The sequence below is a fragment of the Paremcibacter congregatus genome (assembly GCF_006385135.1).
In the GTDB taxonomy this organism is placed as follows: Bacteria; Pseudomonadota; Alphaproteobacteria; order Sphingomonadales; family Emcibacteraceae; genus Paremcibacter; species Paremcibacter congregatus.
Map to the genome: position 1 here is coordinate 110,951 of NZ_CP041025.1, position 18,580 is coordinate 129,530.

Sequence of the window (18,580 nt, forward strand, 5' to 3'; positions counted from 1 at the left end):
TGAGACAAGTTAGCGAAAGAGGCACTGTTATGGGACGTTTTTTAAAAGATAATCAACTGATGAAGAAGCTGCTGAACGCCAGTTTAATGACCAAACTTATTGGCGGTATCGTGACGCCGGGGGTTATCACTATTGTTCTGGGGGTGATGATTTACAACACAACCGTTGAAACCACCCATCAGGAGCTCGAAAGCAAATTTATCAATGTTATAGAGTCCCGAAAGGCCGGGCTTGAGCAATATCTCGGCTCCATCCAAGAAGACCTTGTGATTGTCGCCCAGAATCCTGCCACCGTCGAGGCGATCAAGACTTTTTCCAAGGGGTGGCGCGATCTCGGCGCCAACGCGGGGACGGAACTGCAGTCGAATTATATTTTCAAAAACCCACATCCGCCAGGCCAGAAAGACAAGTTGATGTCCGCTCAGGATGGCTCTAACTATAGCCAGGCTCATGCGACATATCATTCCTGGTTCCGCAATCTTCAGGAAAAACGGGGCTATTACGATGTCTTTCTGTTCGATACAGAAGGAAATCTGGTCTACACGGTCTTTAAGGAGCCGGATTATGCGACCAATTTTACCACGGGTCCCTGGCGCGAAACCGATTTGGCCAAGGCGTATATGGCCGCCAAGAATGCCGGACGTCCGGGCGTGGTGTCCTTCTTTGACTTCAAAGGATATGAACCAAGTAACGGCGCGGCGGCCAGTTTTATTTCAACGTCAATTTATGATGTCGACGGGACTTTTGTCGGCGTTCTCGCCTATCAGATGCCGATCGCCAACATTAATGCTGTGATGGGGCAATCCACCGGGCTGGGGAAAACCGGGGACGCTTTTATCGTTGGCGAAGATCTGTTGATGCGGACGGACAGTCGTTTCGTTACCGGCACGGAAAATTCGACAATCCTGACCCGGAAAGTGGATACGGAAGACGTTCAGCAAGCTTTGCAAGGTAAAACCGGCAACCTGGAAACGTTGAATCATGATAATACCGAAGTGATATCTTTTTATGAGCCTTTTCGCTTCGAAGGTGTGAAATGGGCATTGATTGGCCAGATTGACAAGGCGGAATACATGATGCCGATAAATCAGGTAACCCAGATCCTGCTTCTGGCGCTGGCGGTGGTCTTTATTCTTTCCGCCGTGATGGTCATCATTTTATCGCGGCTTATCGGTGCGCCGATTGTCGCCGCCACCGAGTGCCTTATTGCCCTTTCCAAGGGCAACAGAGCACAGCTCGATCTTGATTTAAGCAGAACTGATGAGATTGGCCGTATGGCCAATGCCATGACGGTTCTGCAGTCAGAGGCTCTGGAAAACCTGAGGATCAGGGAAGCAACCAACAGCGCCAAGACCAATATCATGGTCGCGGATGCGGACTATAACATCGTTTATATGAACCAGACCATGCAGGATATGATGCGGGAAAATGAACAGAAACTGCGCCAGGATCTGCCCAAGCTGGATGCCCGGAAACTGGTTGGCGTGAACATTGATATTTTTCACAAGGACCCTTCTCATCAGCGGCGCATTCTTGATGGATTGACCGGTATCAAGGAAACCACAATTAAAGTGGCGGGATTGTCGTTTGATCTGGTGGTGAATCCGATCATCGATCAGGACGGCAACAGGGCCGGTACGGTCGTGGAATGGGAAGATGTGACGAAAAAACTGGCCCGCGAGCAGGAAGATATGCGGATTGCCAACGACAATCAACGCATCAAGATTGCCCTGGATAATGCCAGCACCAACATGATGGTGGCCGACAAGGATTACAAGATTGTCTATATGAACAATGTTTTACTGAAAATGATGCGCGAGGCTGAATCGGATTTGCGTAAGGATCTTCCGCATTTTGACGCCAGCAAGATTGTCGGCAGCAACATTGATATTTTCCATAAAAATCCGGGCCACCAGAGAGGCTTGCTTGATAATCTGACATCTACCTATGAGGCGAACATCAAGGTTGGCGGATTTGATTTCAATCTGGTCGTCAACCCGGTAACGGACGACAGTGGGGCGCGTCTGGGCGTCGTGGTTGAATGGAAAGACATGACCCAGGAACTGGCAATTGAGGCTGAACTGAATGTCGTGGTCAATGCCGCCGCTGCCGGTGACTTTACCAAAAGGGTGGTCACGGAAGGCAAGCAGGGCTTCATGCTCAACCTGGCCAATAACATGAACAGCATTGGCGAGAACACCCAGGCGGCGACAGATGATCTGGCGCGGGTTCTGGCGGAACTGGCCAAAGGGAATCTGACCGAAACCATTGACGCCGACTATGAAGGCACCTTCGAGCTGCTGAAAGACAGTTCCAACGAAACGGCAGAACAGCTGACCAATATTGTCAGCCAGGTCAATACCTCTGCCGGGGAAGTGGCGACCGCCTCGGCGGAATTGTCCACCGGAAGTGATGACCTCAGCCGGCGCACAGAGGCCCAGGCCTCTGCACTGGAAGAGACCGCGGCCTCCATGGAGGAATTGGCGGTGACGGTTAAACAAAATGCGGATAATGCAGGCGATGCCAATAAGCTCGCCGATACATCCCGTGAGATGGCGGTCAGTGGCGGCGCGGTCGCCAAGCAGGCCGTCGATGCCATGGGCGCGATTGAGGCGTCTTCACAGAAAGTTTCCGATATCATTGGCGTGATTGACGACCTTGCCTTTCAGACCAACCTTCTGGCCCTGAATGCGGCGGTGGAAGCCGCCCGGGCCGGGGAAGCCGGCAAGGGATTTGCGGTTGTGGCGGAAGAAGTCCGCACATTGGCGCAACGCTCGGCCCAGTCTTCGAACGAGATCAAATCTCTTATCACCAGTTCCAATACCCAGATTAAAAACGGGGTCGAACTGGTCAATAACGTCGGGACAGCCTTGAATGACATTATGGAATCAATCACCCAGGTGGCCGAAATTGTATCAGAGATCGCCAATGCCAGCGCCGAACAGACCCAGGGCATTGACGAGGTCAATGTCGCGATTGCGGAAATGGATGATATGACCCAGCAAAATTCATCCCTGGTGGAACAAAGCACTGCTGCCGCCCGGCTGCTGGAGCGTCAGGCGGCCGAGATGCAACGTTTGATGTCCTTCTTCAAGATCGGGGATGCCATGGGGGGACAACGGGCGGCTGCCCCGGTTCTGACCCAACGGGGTCAGGCCAGTCGTTCTATCGGTCTGGTGGAAAGCCCGGAATCTGTGGTAACGCCGAATCTTAAAAAGAAATCTGTGGCGAACGGCAGTGTGGGCACGGATCCGGATTGGGCTGAATTTTAAGAGGGGAAATATATGTCGGAAAGCGGAATGCCGCTCGCGCGGGAAAAGGAGCGGGAATTTGAATGGCGCCAACAGGATTTTGATTTTTTATCCGCGTTGCTTCACGACAAAACAGGCATTGTGCTGACCGCGAAAAAGAAAGAAATGGTTTATGGGCGTCTGGTACGCCGTCTGCGGGTGCTGCGGCTTGACAGCTTTGAAGCCTATTGCCGTTATCTGGCCGGACCGGACGGGGAAACGGAACTGGGTATGGCGCTCAATGCGATTACCACCAATACGACCAATTTCTTTCGGGAAATTCATCATTTTGAATTCCTGCGGGACAAAATTCTCCAGCCCCTGCGCCGTCAGGTTGATGCCGATGCCGGGCATCCGGTGCGGATATGGTCTGCAGGCTGTTCTTCGGGACAGGAACCCTACAGCATTGCGATGGTGATGCGGCGTACGTTGGGGGGACGGACGCGGAATTGCAAAATTCTGGCGACGGATCTGGACACCAACATGCTGGATATGGCGAAGGCGGGATATTATGAGGCGGAACGCTGTGCCGATACGATTCCGAAAAACCTGTTCAAGACCTACACCCGTCCGAGCCGGAGACGAACGACCCGAGGACATCAGGAAGAATTGCGGGAAATGTCACCGGACCTGAAAGAGATTATTACGTTTAAAGAACTTAATTTGTTGCACCCCTGGCCGATGCGGGGGAAGTTCGATGCTATCTTTTGCCGTAATGTGATGATTTATTTTGACCGGGAGACACAAACCAACCTTGTGCGTCGCTACGCTGAATATTTAAAGCCCAACGGAATTTTATTCGTCGGACATTCTGAAAGCCTTCTGAATGTATCAGACATATATAAATGTGAAGGTAAAACGATTTATAGGGTGCTGACATGAGGGGGCTCGTGTCCGAGAGGACCCACAATGTAATGGAAAAAAGACCTGGATTAAAGGATCGGCGGCGGCGGATAGAGGCAGTGGAAGCTAAAGTAGGGTCAACCTATTTTAACCAGCACTTCAATGCCACGGTGCATCAAGTCAATCAGGGGGGCTATTGCGTTCTGGTGCAGTCCGAAGACATGATCATGACCACATTAGGATCCTGTATTTCTGTTTGCGTTTATGATCCGCTCATCAGGGTGGGAGGCATGAACCATTTTCTGCTGCCGGAAAACAAAGGCGCGGAAACGAAGAATGATTTCTCGATGCGCTATGGCAACAACGCCATGGAATATCTGATCAACGATATTTTACGGTGTGGTGGTCAGCGGGAACGTCTGGTTCTCAAGGCGTTCGGGGCGGGGAATGTGTTGAAGATCAAGGCGGACATCGGGGCAAAGAATATTGAATTCCTGCACCAGTATGTCAAAGCCGAGAATCTGTATCTGGAAACCTGTGATCTCGGGGGGAATTATCCGCGCCGGGTTGCTTTCTGTCCTTCGACGGGCAAAGTTTTCGTCAGAATACTGCGCCGTACGAGCGATCTGAATATCGTGGCCCAGGAAACAAAATTCCGGAACCGGATAGAACAGGAAACTTTAGGGGGTGAGGTTGAACTTTTTTAGGAGAGCCCGGTTGTGTCGCCACAGATAAAATTACTCATCATTGATGATTCTATCCTGATCAGAACCATGATCCGGGCCGTCGTGTCGGCTGACCCGATGATTACGGTGGTGGGCGAAGCCGCGGATCCTTATCAGGCGCGGGAGAAGATTAAACAGCTTAATCCTGATGTGGTGACTTTGGATGTGGAAATGCCCCGGATGGATGGCATTGCTTTTCTCGAAAAGATCATGTCCCTGCGCCCCATGCCGGTGATTATGGTGTCGACCCTGACGGGCAAGGGGACGGAAGTAACCCTGCGGGCGCTTGAACTCGGGGCGGTGGATTATGTCGCCAAACCACAAGATCAGGATCTTAGCAGCATCGCCACGGAGTTGATTGCCAAAATAAAAATTGCCCGGTTTGCGCAGGTCCGTCAAAGCGGGCGGGCCCGCACCCCGGACAAAGGCGGGCGCCCACTGGCGGGGCCCGCCTGCTATAACGCCAAGATCATTGTTATTGGCTCGTCAACCGGTGGGGTGGAGGCCTTGCACGCGATTATCAGGAGACTGCCGGCCGGCTGTCCGCCGATCGTGATCGCCCAGCATATTTCCGGCGGGTTCTCGGCCCGGTTTGCCGCCCGGGTCGATAAAGACTGCGCCCCCCGGGTCAAGGAAATCGAGGACGGGGAGATATTGCAGGCGGGAACCATTTATATTGGCGAGGGCGGGAAGCATTTTACCGTTCGCAAACGCGGCGTCCAGTTGATTGGTCATGTGGCCTGCGGGGATGAAAATGACAGCTACCGCCCGTCGGTTGATCGGCTGTTCAAGTCGGTGGTGACGAGTGTCGGTGCCGATGCGGTGGGGGTAATTCTGACCGGCATGGGCAAGGACGGCGCGGAAGGATTACTGAGCCTGCGCCGGGCCGGGGCAATGACATTGGGACAGGATGAAGCAAGCTGCGTCGTATATGGCATGCCGAAGGCCGCAATGATGGCCGGGGCGGTTGCGAAACAGGTGCCTTTGTCCCAAATGGCCCAGGAAATACTAATCGCCAGCGCCGGGAATAAAACGGCGCGGAAAGCAGGGGTGGCATGAGCAAAACAAACTCGCACAAGAGATACCATAACGATGCGCCCGGCGAAAAGGCGGTGGCCGAGTCATTGGGAGATATGGAATTGACATTTAAGGACGTGTATCAAATTCAACAAAGCACTCTGGCCAATATCGCCAGTGAAATTGTGATCATTTCCGATATGGTCGAGGAGCGAATGACCGAACTGTCATCCGAATTCAGGCATCTTGTCACCTCTTCTCAGCAACAGGAGAAAACCATCGGCGAGGCCCGGCGATTGCTGAGGCCTGATTTCATGACGACGGAGCGTCAGACATCGCACGCCGTGTATAAACTTTTTTCAGATCGCCCGGAAATGACCGGTGATCTGAAACAAAATTCAGACCGTATGGTATATGCGATGCAATTCCAGGATCAGATGCGTCAGAGAATGCAGGCGATAGCGGCGACGTTAAATATGCTGGGTGGTCTTCCCGCCGAAGGGGAAAGTTATTCAGAAAATAATAATATAAAGGAAAAGGTAACTATTTCAGATGATAATAAGCGTTTCCTGCATCAGGTGATCAAAAGATGTGCCCCCAAGGAACTGGATCAGAGATACATCATGAAAATGTTTTTTGGCGGCGACAGGGATGAAGAAGAAAAGGCTGGTTCAGGCTTGGGTGTGCGGCAGGATAGCGATGCGACGGATATTGAATTTTTTTAACTGAAGGATGCCAAATGGAATATCAAGTAGATGTCAAAGAGGATGTATTTGAAGCCAAACTCAGCGAGAAGATAACATTTTCAGACCTGGATGGTTTCCGGGAAATGGTCAAGCGCATGGTCGCCAGCCATTCCGAGAATAATATTGTTGATCTCTCGGCGGTGGAGTTTATTGATTCGGCAGGGTTAGGCATGTTGCTTCTGGCCCGGGATGAAATTTCAAAAACATCCGCCAATCTGACTTTGCGGTCACCGCAGGGGCAGGTCAAGCGCATGTTTTCTGTCGCCCGGTTCGATCAGATGTTTGAAATAGATAATTCATAAAATCCTGATATTTTCCAGCCGCCACGGGTCGCGATACCCTTATGTTTTGAATAAAAAGAGTAACGGCGATGTGTCCTACATCAATGTATAGTGCCAAGAATAACCTGAAGAAACAGGGTGATGCTATTTCCGATATGGCGGAAGACATTTTCGGGTGCCGGATTCTTATCGTTGACGATGAAGATTTCAACCGCGAACTTGTGGCGGCGATTCTCGAACGCGAAGGATACACCAAGCTCTATTTCGCCGAGGATGGTCAGGACGCGCTGACCAAGGCGAAAGAGATTGAACCCGACCTGATTGTGATGGATGTGGTGATGCCGGGTATGGACGGGGTCGCCGCCTGCAGAGAATTGCGCACCGAGGAGCCGTTTAAAAACACCCCGATCATCATCCATACCTTTCAAACAGACCCGGAAGAGCGGGCCCGAATCTATCAGGCTGGCGCCACGGATATTTTTCCAAAACCGGTCGCCAGAGGTGAAGTTGTCAATCGGATCAAGATGCATTTGACATATACCCGCATGATGCTTGGGTTGCAGGATTATCATCAGCGTCTGACCCGCGACCTGGAAATCGCCCGGTCCATGCAGGGGGCGTTGTTGCCTGATGCGGAGGAACTGGTCAGTCTTGAGGATAGCCACCAGATCAGCATCCTGTCACAATATGAAGCATCGGATGAACTGGGGGGTGATTTCTGGGGGCTTGAGCGTCTGGATGATGATCGTATTTTTGTCTATGTGACTGATTTCGCCGGGCACGGCATTTCTGCGGCTCTCAATACCTTTCGCCTGCATTCCCTGATTTCCAATTACCGGAACCGCCCGGGATTTAAAATTGTGTCTCCGGCGTATTATCTGGAAAAACTCAATAAAGATTTGTTTCAGCTTCTGCCTATGGAACAATATGCCACCATGTTGTGCGGTATCATTGATACCAGGAACAACACCTTCAGTTATTCCTCTGCGGCGTCGACGGCGCCCTTGATCCTGAAAACCGGGACCCGACAGATTCGCGAATTGGACCCGACCGGCTACCCCTTGGGCATGATTCAGGAGGCCGCTTATGACGTGCGGGTGGAGCCTTTTGAAAAAGGGGATATGCTGTTTTTATATAGCGATGTTCTGGTGGAAAGCGAAGACCAGATGGGCCGGATGATCGGCAATGAACAATTTCTCGAGATGTGCCGGGATTCAAGTGTCAATGTGGTGGAAGGAAAACATTTCCTGCAGCGGTTCCAGAAATTGTTCGATATGTATGTGGTGCGGCCCCTGAAAGATGATCTGACGGCGGTGACGCTCGAACGGCTGTAAGGGCCGGGCTATATTTCAAACTTGGTTGAAAGAACGATTGAGGAGGTGGTCTTGTTGATCCCGTCCATGCGGCCTATTTCGTCCAGAGTCGAATCAATTTCTTCCGTGGTTTCCGCCTTGACCAGGGCAATCATGTCATAAATACCGCTGACCGCATAGACGGCCTTGATCAGGGGAATTTTACGCAGGCGGGCCAGAATCTGGTCGGCATTCTTGGGGTTAAGCTGAATCAGAACATGCGCCGTGATCAGACGGTTCTGATAATCTTCATTAAACCGAATGGTATAGCCGGCGATGATGCCGCGGTCTTCCAGACGCGCGATGCGGTCCTGCACGGTTGATCGTGACAGGCCGAGTTTGCGGGCCAGCGCCGTGGTGCTTTCCCGGCCATTGTTTTTCAACAGATTGACGAGTTTCTGATCAGTATCATCCATATATGATAAATGCCGAATTTTCCGGTAATATGCAAGTCAAAACCCATCAACATGACAGGTAATTTTGCACAAAATGCATGATTGTGCCGTCGGGGCATTCGCGTTATGCTGCGGTATAAAAAGAAAGCTGGGAGGCGACGATCAAAATCAAAACAGCACAAGACTGCGCAGAACTTGCCCAAATACCGTTGCAGAACCGCCTTGATGGCTTGACGTCAACATATGCCGTGATCCGCCGCGCCGCCGCCCGCTGGCCGGACAAGGCGGCGATCCGGTTCCTGCCCACTGCCGCCCTGGATGAAACAGGGATTGAAATCAGTTATGCCGCCCTTTTCGCCCGGGTCACCCGTACAGCGAACCTGTTGCATGATCTGGGCATTGGCCCGGGGGACGTAGTGTCTTATTTACTGCCCAATCTACCGGAAACCCATTATGTGTTGTGGGGGGCGGAGGCCGCCGGCGTGGTTAATCCAATCAACCCGCTACTGGAAACAGATCATATGGTGGCGATCATGCAGGCCGCGGGTACCAAGGTTCTTGTTGCATCTGCCGCGCCGGACATCTGGCGCAAGGCTCTGGATATAAAGGCGCAGGTGCCGAGCCTGCGCCATCTGGTTCAGGTCGGGGGGACGGGGGAGACGGACGGATCTGTGGTGATTTATGATCAGCTGGTTGACACATATCCGGCGGATCATCTGGCCAGCGGTCGTGACATCCGCCCTGATGACATCTGTTCCCTGTTCCACACCGGGGGCACGACCGGGGTCCCCAAACTTGCCATGCACAGTCATTACAATGAAGTGGCCAATGCCTGCATGCTGGCCCTGTCTGCTGAATTAAGCGAGGCGGATGTCGGGCTGTGCGGGTTGCCGTTGTTTCATGTGAACGGGGCGATTGTTACCGGGATTGGATGTTTTTTCAGCGGTGCGACGGTGGTTCTGGCGACGCCGGGCGGATATCGGACGCCGGCGCTTCTGGCCCATTTCTGGCAGATTGTCGCCCGTTATCAGGTCACCTTCTTCAGCGGTGTGCCAACGATTTATGCCGGTTTGTTGCAGACGCCGGTGGGGGAGACCGATGTGTCGAGCCTGCGCATGGCGATTTGTGGCGCGGCCCCTATGCCGCGGGACATTATTCGCCAGTTTGAGGCCCGCACCGGCCTGACCCTGATTGAGGGATATGGCCTGACAGAAGGCACCTGTGTCAGTTGCGTCAATCCCCTGTATGGAGAGCGTCGCATTGGTTCTATCGGATTCAGCATGCCGTATCAGGATATGAAAACCGTGATCATCGACGGGGAAGGCGCCTATGTGCGGGATTGCGCCCCGGAAGAAATTGGCACCGTGGTGATCCGGGGCCCCAATGTCTTCCACGGGTATCTACAGGAAGAGGCCAACGCGGGCATCTGGGTTGAGGGGGACTGGTTCAATACGGGTGATATGGGGCGCCAGGATGCAGAAGGCTACTTCTGGCTTACCGGGCGCACCAAGGAGCTGATCATTCGCGGCGGGCATAATATTGATCCGGCGATCATTGAAAATGAACTGGTCAAGCATCCGGCCGTGGCCCAGGTGGCGGCGGTGGGAAAGCCGGACGCTTATGCCGGGGAACTACCGGTGGCCTATGTGGTGCTGAAACCGGGCATGACCTGTAGTATAGCGGCCCTGATCGGGTTTGCGGCCCAGGGGATCGCGGAACGGGCGGCGGTGCCGAAAGACATTTATCAGGTTGATGCCCTGCCGCTGACGGCGGTGGGCAAGATTTTCAAGCCGGACCTGAAACGGGATGCCATCCGGCGCGTCATTGCCACGGAACTGGCCGATTTTGCGGCAGAAATAAATATTTCTGTGGCAGCGGACAAGACATATGGTACTGTGGCGACCATTCATTATGATTCAGCCCTGTCGGCAGAACAAATCAGAAAAATACGACAGACCATGGGTCATTTTGCGTTTCAAACGATATTAAAAGAAAAATAACCGAACAATAAAAATAAAGGATTGGGATTAATAAAATGCAAGCAGCAAAACATGAACATTGGTCTTCGGGCTTTACGTTTCTTCTCGCGGCGGTGGGGAGCGCCGTGGGGCTCGGCAACATCTGGCGCTTTCCTTATGTGGTGGCGGAAAACGGAGGCGGTGCCTTCGTCCTGATTTATCTGGCGATCGTGGTGGTCTTTGGCATTCCATTGCTGATGTCGGAACTGATGATTGGCCGGAAATCCCAGAAACCGCCGCTGGACGCCATGCGCAGCTTCAAGGTGTCCAAGGCCCAGCGCCTGTGGGATGCCGTCGGCTGGTCTTATCTTCTGGTGCCAATGGGCATTTTGACCTTCTATTCCGTGGTTGCCGGCTGGACGCTGGACTATGCCATTGGTATGGGTATTGGCACCTTCAATGACCTGAAGGAAGGCGAATCCGCGCAAATCTTCGCTGACTTACAAGCCAGCCCTGCAAAACTGATTTTCTGGATGACCCTGTCGGTGGGCATCACGGTCGGCATCGTGGCCCGCGGCCTGAAATCAGGACTGGAGCAAACGGTCAAAATTCTGATGCCGGCTCTGTTCGCCATTCTGGTTATTCTGGTGTTATATGCTTCCATCACCGGGGATTTTGTCCGCAGTTTCAGCTTTATGTTTACCCCGGATTTCAGCAAGATCACCCCGGAACTGGTGCTTATGGCGGCGGGACAGGCCTTCTTCTCCCTGTCGCTCGGTAGTGGCGCGATCATGGTCTATGGCTCTTATCTGACCAAGGATATCTCCATTCCCAAGATGGCGGTGGGCGTGGCATTTGCCGATACCTTTGTCGCTTTACTCGCCGGTTTCGCCATCTTCCCGATCGTCTTTGCCTTTGGTGTTGACCATGCGGCAGGGCCGGGTCTGGTGTTTGTCACCCTGCCGATCGTCTTTAACGATATGGGTGGCATTGGTCAGGTCTTTGGCCTGCTGTTCTTCCTGCTGCTGGCTTTCGCGGCGGTTACCTCGACCATCTCCCTGCTGGAGCCAATGGTGGCGCAGCTGTCGGAAAGTGGCAAAATCAAGCGCCCCCGGGCGGCGATTTACGCCGGGGCGGCCTTCTGGTTCGTCGGCATCTTTGTCGCCTTGTCGAATAATATCCTGGCGGAAGTCTATCCTTTGGGTTTCATTCCCCTGTTCGCGGGGATGAATATTGAAGGCCTGATCAACTTCCTGGCGGCGAATGTCTTTATGGTGCTGAACGGCATGCTGGTGGCGATCTTCGTCGGCTGGGCGGTGAAACGTTCGGTGACGCTCGAGGAAATGGGTCTCGGTGATTCCGTGATCTTCAAGATCTGGTTTGCCCTGGTGCGTTTTGTCGTGCCAGTGGGCGTCAGCCTGATCTTCCTGGATGTGGCCTTCGGCATCTTCCAGTAAAGCGATATTCTGAAATGAAAAAGCCCCGGCCTTGAAATACAGGTCGGGGCTTTTTTGATTTGTCGAGGTCGCCTAGAAGAACTTTTGGCACTGTCGCAGCATGTCTTTCAGCACGGGCCGGAGCCTGGCGGCGCGCGCCTCCTGAAAGATGAAGTCCGGGGCTTCGTCCATATAGGTGATTTGCGATGTTTCCATCTGCACCGCATGAATGTTAGCGGCCGGGTCGCCGTAGTGACGGGTGATGTAGCCGCCCTTGAAGCGGCCATTGAGGATGGTGCTATAGTCCGACGCTTCGCCGATCTCTCGCAGCAGCTCCGCCAGCGCCGGATCGCAGCTCACCCCGTTGCCGGTGCCAAGATTAAGATCCGGCAGGCGTCCGTCAAAAAAGCGTGGTACACGGCTCTGGATCGAATGGGCGTCCCACAGGATGGCGAAACCAAATTCCTGTTTGATCCGGGCGAGCTCCGCCGCGATCTGATCATGATAGGGCTGCCAATACAGCGCTTTGCGGCGGGCGATCTCTTGCGGTCCTGGCGCCTGTCCCGCAAGATACAGCGGTTCGGTGCCAAAGCCGGTGGTAGGACATAATTCAGTTTCGCTCATCCCCGGATAGAGCGCCTGACCAGCCTCCCCGCGATTGAGATCGATGACATAGCGGCTATAGCGCGCTTTGATCACGGAACAGCCGAGATCATCGAGGAAGTCATACAGCCGGTCCACATACCAATCAGTATCGGTGAGCTTCCGAGCCTCATCACTCAGGCTAGCGGCGATATCCTCGGGCAGCGCCAGCCCCACATGAGGCATGCTGACCAGAATCGGGCCACGGCCTTTGGTGAAATGATAGGGGGTGAAATGATCGGGCCTGTCCGTCATCACGCCGCCTCACCGGAGGGCAGGATATCCATGACGGGCGCAGAGAAAGCGCCCTGCTGCACCAGTTCGGTCACCGCATCAATGTCCGGCGCGAAATAGCGGTCCTGATCATAATGGGCGACCCGTGCGCGGATTTTGCCGTGCATCTCCTGCAAAATGTCAGAGGTTTTTTCGGGCGCGCGCAGGTCAATGCCCTGGGCGGCGGACAGCAGTTCGATGGCGATCACCGTGGCGCTGTTGAACGCCATGTCGGTCAACCGCCGCGCGCCGTAAGTCGCCATGCTGACATGGTCTTCCTGATTGGCGCTGGTCGGGATGCTGTCGACGCTGGACGGGTGGGCGCGTGATTTATTTTCCGACACCAGAGCCGCCGAAGTGACTTGTGCGATCATAAAGCCCGAATTGACGCCGCTGTCGCGTACGAGAAAGGCGGGCAGATCGGACATTTTCGGATCAACCAGAATGGCCTGACGTCGCTCGGATATCGAGCCGATTTCACAGAGTGCCAGCGCCAGAATATCGGCGGCGAAGGCCACCGGTTCCGCATGGAAATTGCCGCCGGAAATCACGTCACCATTTTCCGGAAAAATCAGTGGATTGTCGGTGGTGGCGTTGGCTTCGATATGCAACGTGCGGGCCGCATTATGGATGATGTCGAGACAGGCGCCCATTACCTGGGGTTGACAGCGCAGGGAATAGGGGTCCTGCACCTTGTCGCAGGCCGCATGAGATTTCATGATGCCGCTGCCCTCAAGCAGGGCGAGATATTTCGGTGCGACAGCCATTTGGCCCGGCTGACGGCGGGCGGCGTGGATGCGGGCGTCAAAAGGCGCACGGCTGCCCATCAGGGCGTCGACGCTCATTGATCCGGCGACCACGGCGGCGGCAAAGATGTCTTCGGTCTGGAACAATCCAGCCAGACCGAGGGCGGTCGAAGTCTGGGTGCCGTTGAGGAAGGCGAGGCCTTCCTTGGCGCTGAGGGTGATCGGGTGGAGACCGCAGGCTTTTAGCGCCGCCTTGGCGGGCGTCTTCACGCCGTCCATCCGCACGTAACCTTCGCCCATCAGCGGCAGGGTCATATGGGCGAGCGGGGCGAGATCGCCGGAGGCCCCGACGGAGCCCTTGCAGGGGATGCAGGCCACCAGACCGGCATTGACGAAATCGATAAAGGCCTGCAGGGTTTCGCGGCGGATGCCGGAATGGCCCTGGCTGAGGCTCGAGATCTTCATCACCGTGATCAGGCGCACCACATTGTCCGGCAGATAGGCGCCGACGCCGGTGCTGTGGCTGAGCACCAGATTGGTTTGAAGTGCTTCCAGCTTGTCATCGGAAATGCTGGTGCTGGCGAGCAGGCCGAAGCCGGTGTTGATGCCGTAAGCGGTGCGGCCCTCGCGGATGATATCTTCGACCACCTGGCGGGATCTTTCCACCACCGGCCAGGCGCTCTCCTTCAGACACACCTGATGGCGGGCCTCGTAAATCTTGCGCAGGTCAGCGAGAGATATCTCCCCCGGGTGGATGGTCAGAATGTTGTTTTCGATATGGCTCATGGCGGCGTCCTATTCTGTAATCATCGGAAGTTTCAGGCCTTTTTCACGGGCGCAGTCGATGGCGATGTCATAACCGGCGTCGGCGTGACGCATCACCCCGGTGCCGGGATCGTTCCACAGCACCCGGCCGAGTTTCTCCGCCGCATCGTCGGTGCCGTCGGCAAGGATCACCACCCCGGAATGCTGGGAGAAGCCCATGCCGACCCCGCCGCCGTGATGGAGGCTGACCCAGGTGGCCCCGCCTGCCGTATTGAGCAGCGCGTTGAGCAACGGCCAGTCGGACACGGCGTCGCTGCCGTCTTTCATGGCTTCGGTTTCCCGGTTGGGGCTGGCCACCGAACCACTGTCCAGATGATCGCGGCCGATAACCACGGGGGCTTTCAGCTCGCCGCTTCTGACCATTTCATTGAACGCCAGCCCCAGCCGGTGGCGATCGCCGAGTCCGACCCAGCAGATGCGCGCCGGCAGGCCCTGAAACTGGATACGCTCCCGGGCCATATCGAGCCAGTTATGCAGATGCGGATTGTCCGGGATCAGTTCCTTGACCTTCTGATCGGTCTTATAGATATCTTCGGGATCCCCGCTGAGCGCCGCCCAGCGGAAGGGCCCTATGCCGCGACAGAATAAGGGCCGCACGTAAGCCGGAACAAAACCGGGGAAATCAAAGGCATTCTCGACGCCTTCATCGAAGGCCACCTGACGGATGTTGTTGCCATAATCAAAGGTCGGAATGCCCATCTCGTGATAGGCGAGCATCGCCTTGACATGCACGGCCATCGCGGCCTTGGCGGCACGCTCGACTTCTTTCGGGGCGGTATCGCGTTTTTGTTCCCACTGATCGACGGTCCAGCCGATCGGCAGATAGCCATTGACCGGATCATGGGCCGAGGTTTGATCGGTGACCGCGTCGGGGCGGATGCCGCGGCGGATCATCTCGGGGATGATTTCGGCGGCATTGCCGAGCAGGCCGACGGAAATCGCCTGACCTTGTGCCGTGGCGGCGGTGATCATCTCCATCGCCTGATCCAGGGTCTCGGCCCGCTGGTCGAGATAACCGGTTTTCAGGCGGTAATCAATCCGATCGCTTTGACATTCTATGGCGAGCATCGCCGCCCCGGCCATGGTCGCGGCCAGGGGCTGCGCCCCGCCCATGCCACCAAGCCCGGCGGTGAGAATCCATTTGCCGCTGAGGGTGCCGTCAAAATGCTGCCGCCCCATTTCGACAAAGGTTTCGTAGGTGCCCTGAACGATGCCCTGGCTGCCGATATAGATCCAGCTGCCGGCGGTCATCTGGCCATACATCATCAGGCCTTTTTTATCGAGTTCGTTAAAATGGTCCCAGTTAGCCCAGTGGGGCACCAGATTGCTGTTGGCGATCAGAACCCTCGGTGCGCCCTTGTGGGTCGGGAAAATGCCGACCGGCTTGCCGCTCTGCACCAGCAGGGTTTCATCTTCTTCTAGGTTCTTCAGGCTGTCGACGATCCTGTCATAACAATCCCAGTTGCGCGCCGCCCGGCCAATGCCGCCATACACTACCAGATTTTCCGGATGTTCGGCGACCTCGGGGTCGAGGTTATTCATCAGCATGCGCAACGGCGCTTCCGTCGCCCAGCTCTTGGCGTTGAGGGTCGCGCCGGTCGGGGCTTTGATAATGCGGGAGTTTTGTGTCATATTTCATCACCTGTTATGTACTTGTCTATACAAGTCGGACTATAACATTGGTTTTCCGACGAATGCAACCGAAAAAGATGGCGTATCCATCATCCCTTTTGCTGGATTACCCGGCCTGATCGGGTGATCCAGAGCCTGAGAGAAAAAGGATGCCTACTTCTTCGGGGACATGCCCCGCTCACGGACGGAAGCGGCCGGAGAGTTCGTAGCGGGAGCCGGGGTGGTAGAGCATGGCGCTGGAGGCGACCTTACCCCGGGTCCAGGTGCGGCGCTTGATCAGCAGACAGGGCTCGTCCGCCGTCATCTGTAACGCGTCGCGCACATCGGCTTTCGGCAGGATGGCTTTCACCACATGTTCCGCCTTTTGCAGCGGCGCGATGCGCATCAGATAATCATAGGGCGTGATGCAGGTAAAATCCTGGGCGCCGTAATCAGGGGCGACAGCGGCGTTGACGAAACGGTCCTCGATCTGGATCGGGATATGCTGTTCCAGATGCAGGATCACCGAATGAAAAACCGGTTCCCCGATCGCCATGTTCAGTTGGGCGGCGACACTGTCCGTGGCGGGCAACTGGTCGAGGCTGAGCACCTGGGCGCTATGCTGATGACCGCGGCCACGGATTTCTTCAGCGATATTGTGGATTTCCAGCGGATGGCTCTGCGCATGCAGATCGGCAACAAAGGTGCCGACGCCGGCGACCCGTACGAGATAACCTTCACTGGTCAGTTCTTTCAAGGCCCGGTTGGTGGTCATACGGGACACATCGAATTCTTTCACCAGTTCGTTTTCCGATGGCACCCGTTCTGCCGGTTGCCAGGCGCCAGAGGCTATTTTGTTAAGAATATGGTCCTTGATTTTCTGATAGAGCGGGGCTACCTGTTTGCGTGAATGTTCCATAACCCTTATTCATCCTTCATGACGCGCACTGCTTATTTCGGCATGTTATTTTGCTGGCACCATCATCGCTGTTCCACGGGATCAGTCAAGTAGATTGACGAGCTTTTCCATGGTTTTTGTGAAGCGCGCCGTGATTTCGCAAGCGCCGGGGTGGGTGTAATCCCGCACCTGCCACCGGCCGCGCACCATCACGTCTTTCACCGGTGACCGGTTACCACTGAAAATAAACCGGTCAATCAGATGGCGGTCCGGGGTGCCCACCAGTAACGGCGAGGCGGGATCAAGCGTGATGATATCCGCCTGTTGCCCGACAGCCAGCACGCCGGTCTTTTGTTCCGTCGCCAATGCCCCGCCGCGAAGGGCCTGCCCATACAGCCAGTCGCCGCTATGGGGGTGATCCGGGGTGGCGTGCAGATTGCGACGCTGATATTTCAATCGCTGACCATAATCAAGCAGGCGAATTTCCTCAATCGGGCTGACCGAGATATGGCTGTCGGAGCCGATGGCGATGGCGCCGTTCTGGGCCAGATATTCCTGAAGCGGAAAGAACCCGTCGCCGAGATTGGCTTCTGTGGTCGGGCATAGCCCCGCGACCGCACCGGTATTCGCCAGGGCGGTGGTCTCCGTCGATGTCAAATGGGTGGCATGCACCAGGCACCAGCGGGACGAGAGCGGGTGATGATCAAGCAGCCATTCGACGGGGCGTTGGCCGGACCAGGCGAGACAGTCGTCAACTTCTTTCATCTGTTCGGCGATATGAATATGCAAGGGTGCCTTCTGTGGCACATGGGCTGTGACGGTGTCGATCGCCTCTGGCGTCACGGCGCGCAGGCTGTGGAAAGCGACGCCAAGATTTTGTCCCGGTTTCATGCGTCCCGCGAGACTGTCCCAGAGACGCAGATAAGCCTCTGTGGTGTGGCCAAAGCGGGCCTGGGCGTCGCTGAGCGGTGCGCCGCCAAAACCTGACGCCTGATAGAGCACCGGCAGATGGGTGAGGTTGAGGCCGACATCGGTCGCCGCCGCGACGATGGCGTCGGACATTTCCGCCGGGTTGTCATAGGGCGCGCCGCCGGGCTGATGATGCAGATAATGGAATTCCGCCACCGATGTATAGCCGGCCGTGACCATTTCGAGGTAAAGCTGGGCCGCGATGGTGGCGAGATCCTCAGGCGTCAGCTTCTGGGCGAATCGATACATCACATCGCGCCAGCTCCAGAAACTGTCGCTGTTTGAGGTGCGATATTCCGCCAGACCCGCCATGGCGCGCTGAAAGGCATGAGAATGAACATTGGCGAGTCCAGGCAGGGCATAGCCTGAAACCCGGTCCGCCGGGGCGGGGGAGCCGGATGTAATGGCGGTAATCATGCCGTGATCATCCAGGGTCAGGGTCACATCATCCTGCCATTGACCTTCGATGAGGGCTTTTGTAAAATTTACTTTTTTCATGTTAACTTTTCATGTTAGCCTGTCTATACAAGTTAAGTTTAGATCAGCAGACGGAAATGTCAATGACATATGCCA

The 18,580-nt window shown here is 55.2% G+C and carries 15 protein-coding genes; 9 read left to right on the forward strand and 6 right to left on the reverse strand.

What is annotated here, in order from left to right; genetic code table 11:
- Nucleotides 1-29: 29 nt before the first annotated feature.
- The 7 genes from FIV45_RS00525 to FIV45_RS00555 all read left to right on the forward strand — a co-directional run bounded on the left by FIV45_RS00525 (nucleotide 30) and on the right by FIV45_RS00555 (nucleotide 8,236).
- On the forward strand, nucleotides 30-3,272 hold the full coding sequence (locus FIV45_RS00525; protein ID WP_099473881.1) for a methyl-accepting chemotaxis protein: 3,243 nt from the start codon (nucleotides 30-32) through the stop codon (nucleotides 3,270-3,272).
- A 12-nt stretch (nucleotides 3,273-3,284) separates the two neighbouring features.
- A complete protein-coding gene (locus tag FIV45_RS00530; protein ID WP_204602258.1) occupies nucleotides 3,285-4,172 on the forward strand; it encodes a CheR family methyltransferase in 888 nt (295 codons plus the stop codon).
- 32 nt (nucleotides 4,173-4,204) lie between these two features.
- Nucleotides 4,205-4,840, forward strand: coding sequence for a chemoreceptor glutamine deamidase CheD (locus tag FIV45_RS00535; protein ID WP_165777045.1), 636 nt, complete (start codon nucleotides 4,205-4,207; stop codon nucleotides 4,838-4,840).
- 12 nt (nucleotides 4,841-4,852) lie between these two features.
- Nucleotides 4,853-5,917: a protein-glutamate methylesterase/protein-glutamine glutaminase gene (locus FIV45_RS00540; protein ID WP_165777044.1), complete on the forward strand. Its 1,065-nt coding sequence runs from the start codon at nucleotides 4,853-4,855 to the stop codon at nucleotides 5,915-5,917.
- Nucleotides 5,914-6,600 (forward strand): hypothetical protein, encoded by a 687-nt coding sequence (locus FIV45_RS00545; RefSeq protein ID WP_099473877.1) that lies wholly within the window; start codon nucleotides 5,914-5,916, stop codon nucleotides 6,598-6,600. The genes FIV45_RS00540 and FIV45_RS00545 overlap by 4 nt, the downstream gene beginning before the upstream one ends.
- A 14-nt stretch (nucleotides 6,601-6,614) precedes the next feature.
- Entirely contained in the window at nucleotides 6,615-6,923 is a 309-nt protein-coding gene (locus FIV45_RS00550; RefSeq protein ID WP_099473875.1) for an STAS domain-containing protein, read from the forward strand.
- A gap of 68 nt (nucleotides 6,924-6,991) precedes the next feature.
- Complete coding sequence (locus FIV45_RS00555; RefSeq protein ID WP_099473873.1) at nucleotides 6,992-8,236, forward strand: PP2C family protein-serine/threonine phosphatase; 1,245 nt, start codon at nucleotides 6,992-6,994, stop codon at nucleotides 8,234-8,236.
- An 8-nt stretch (nucleotides 8,237-8,244) separates the two neighbouring features.
- Here FIV45_RS00555 and FIV45_RS00560 read toward each other — a convergent pair whose 3' ends face one another.
- On the reverse strand, nucleotides 8,245-8,670 hold the full coding sequence (locus FIV45_RS00560; RefSeq protein WP_099473871.1) for an Lrp/AsnC family transcriptional regulator: 426 nt from the start codon (nucleotides 8,668-8,670) through the stop codon (nucleotides 8,245-8,247).
- A 140-nt stretch (nucleotides 8,671-8,810) separates the two neighbouring features.
- On the opposite strand from FIV45_RS00560, the gene FIV45_RS00565 reads away from it, so the two are divergent.
- Nucleotides 8,811-10,649 carry an acyl-CoA synthetase gene (locus FIV45_RS00565; protein ID WP_099473869.1) on the forward strand — a complete coding sequence of 613 codons (1,839 nt, stop codon included), beginning with the start codon at nucleotides 8,811-8,813 and terminating at the stop codon, nucleotides 10,647-10,649.
- A 35-nt stretch (nucleotides 10,650-10,684) separates the two neighbouring features.
- Complete coding sequence (locus FIV45_RS00570) at nucleotides 10,685-12,064, forward strand: sodium-dependent transporter (RefSeq protein WP_204602257.1); 1,380 nt, start codon at nucleotides 10,685-10,687, stop codon at nucleotides 12,062-12,064.
- A 72-nt stretch (nucleotides 12,065-12,136) separates the two neighbouring features.
- Here the strand turns inward: FIV45_RS00570 and hutG are convergent, their stop codons facing one another.
- From hutG to FIV45_RS00595, 5 genes are all read right to left on the reverse strand, one after another.
- The gene (hutG, locus tag FIV45_RS00575) at nucleotides 12,137-12,940 is read right to left on the reverse strand and encodes an N-formylglutamate deformylase (RefSeq protein WP_099473865.1); all 804 of its coding nucleotides are present in this window, start codon (nucleotides 12,938-12,940) and stop codon (nucleotides 12,137-12,139) included.
- Nucleotides 12,940-14,490 carry a histidine ammonia-lyase gene (hutH, locus tag FIV45_RS00580; RefSeq protein ID WP_099473864.1) on the reverse strand — a complete coding sequence of 517 codons (1,551 nt, stop codon included), beginning with the start codon at nucleotides 14,488-14,490 and terminating at the stop codon, nucleotides 12,940-12,942. The genes hutG and hutH overlap by 1 nt, the downstream gene beginning before the upstream one ends.
- Before the next feature lie 9 nt (nucleotides 14,491-14,499).
- Entirely contained in the window at nucleotides 14,500-16,161 is a 1,662-nt protein-coding gene (gene hutU, locus FIV45_RS00585; protein ID WP_099473862.1) for a urocanate hydratase, read from the reverse strand.
- Nucleotides 16,162-16,339: 178 nt separating this feature from the next.
- Complete coding sequence (hutC, locus tag FIV45_RS00590) at nucleotides 16,340-17,059, reverse strand: histidine utilization repressor (protein ID WP_099473861.1); 720 nt, start codon at nucleotides 17,057-17,059, stop codon at nucleotides 16,340-16,342.
- Between the two features lie 81 nt (nucleotides 17,060-17,140).
- Nucleotides 17,141-18,505, reverse strand: coding sequence for a formimidoylglutamate deiminase (locus tag FIV45_RS00595; protein ID WP_099473859.1), 1,365 nt, complete (start codon nucleotides 18,503-18,505; stop codon nucleotides 17,141-17,143).
- Nucleotides 18,506-18,580: the final 75 nt, after the last annotated feature.

What these genes read in the sequence shown, in the direction of transcription:
- FIV45_RS00595 (WP_099473859.1), bottom strand. Translation starts at nt 18,505, where the DNA reads ATGAAAAAAGTAAATTTTACAAAAGCCCTCATCGAAGGTCAATGGCAG.
- FIV45_RS00525 (WP_099473881.1), top strand. Translation starts at nt 30, where the DNA reads ATGGGACGTTTTTTAAAAGATAATCAACTGATGAAGAAGCTGCTGAAC.
- hutU (WP_099473862.1), bottom strand. Translation starts at nt 16,161, where the DNA reads ATGACACAAAACTCCCGCATTATCAAAGCCCCGACCGGCGCGACCCTC.
- FIV45_RS00560 (WP_099473871.1), bottom strand. Translation starts at nt 8,670, where the DNA reads ATGGATGATACTGATCAGAAACTCGTCAATCTGTTGAAAAACAATGGC.
- FIV45_RS00550 (WP_099473875.1), top strand. Translation starts at nt 6,615, where the DNA reads ATGGAATATCAAGTAGATGTCAAAGAGGATGTATTTGAAGCCAAACTC.
- FIV45_RS00530 (WP_204602258.1), top strand. Translation starts at nt 3,285, where the DNA reads ATGTCGGAAAGCGGAATGCCGCTCGCGCGGGAAAAGGAGCGGGAATTT.
- FIV45_RS00555 (WP_099473873.1), top strand. Translation starts at nt 6,992, where the DNA reads ATGTGTCCTACATCAATGTATAGTGCCAAGAATAACCTGAAGAAACAG.
- FIV45_RS00570 (WP_204602257.1), top strand. Translation starts at nt 10,685, where the DNA reads ATGCAAGCAGCAAAACATGAACATTGGTCTTCGGGCTTTACGTTTCTT.
- hutG (WP_099473865.1), bottom strand. Translation starts at nt 12,940, where the DNA reads ATGACGGACAGGCCCGATCATTTCACCCCCTATCATTTCACCAAAGGC.
- FIV45_RS00535 (WP_165777045.1), top strand. Translation starts at nt 4,205, where the DNA reads ATGGAAAAAAGACCTGGATTAAAGGATCGGCGGCGGCGGATAGAGGCA.
- hutC (WP_099473861.1), bottom strand. Translation starts at nt 17,059, where the DNA reads ATGGAACATTCACGCAAACAGGTAGCCCCGCTCTATCAGAAAATCAAG.
- FIV45_RS00545 (WP_099473877.1), top strand. Translation starts at nt 5,914, where the DNA reads ATGAGCAAAACAAACTCGCACAAGAGATACCATAACGATGCGCCCGGC.
- hutH (WP_099473864.1), bottom strand. Translation starts at nt 14,490, where the DNA reads ATGAGCCATATCGAAAACAACATTCTGACCATCCACCCGGGGGAGATA.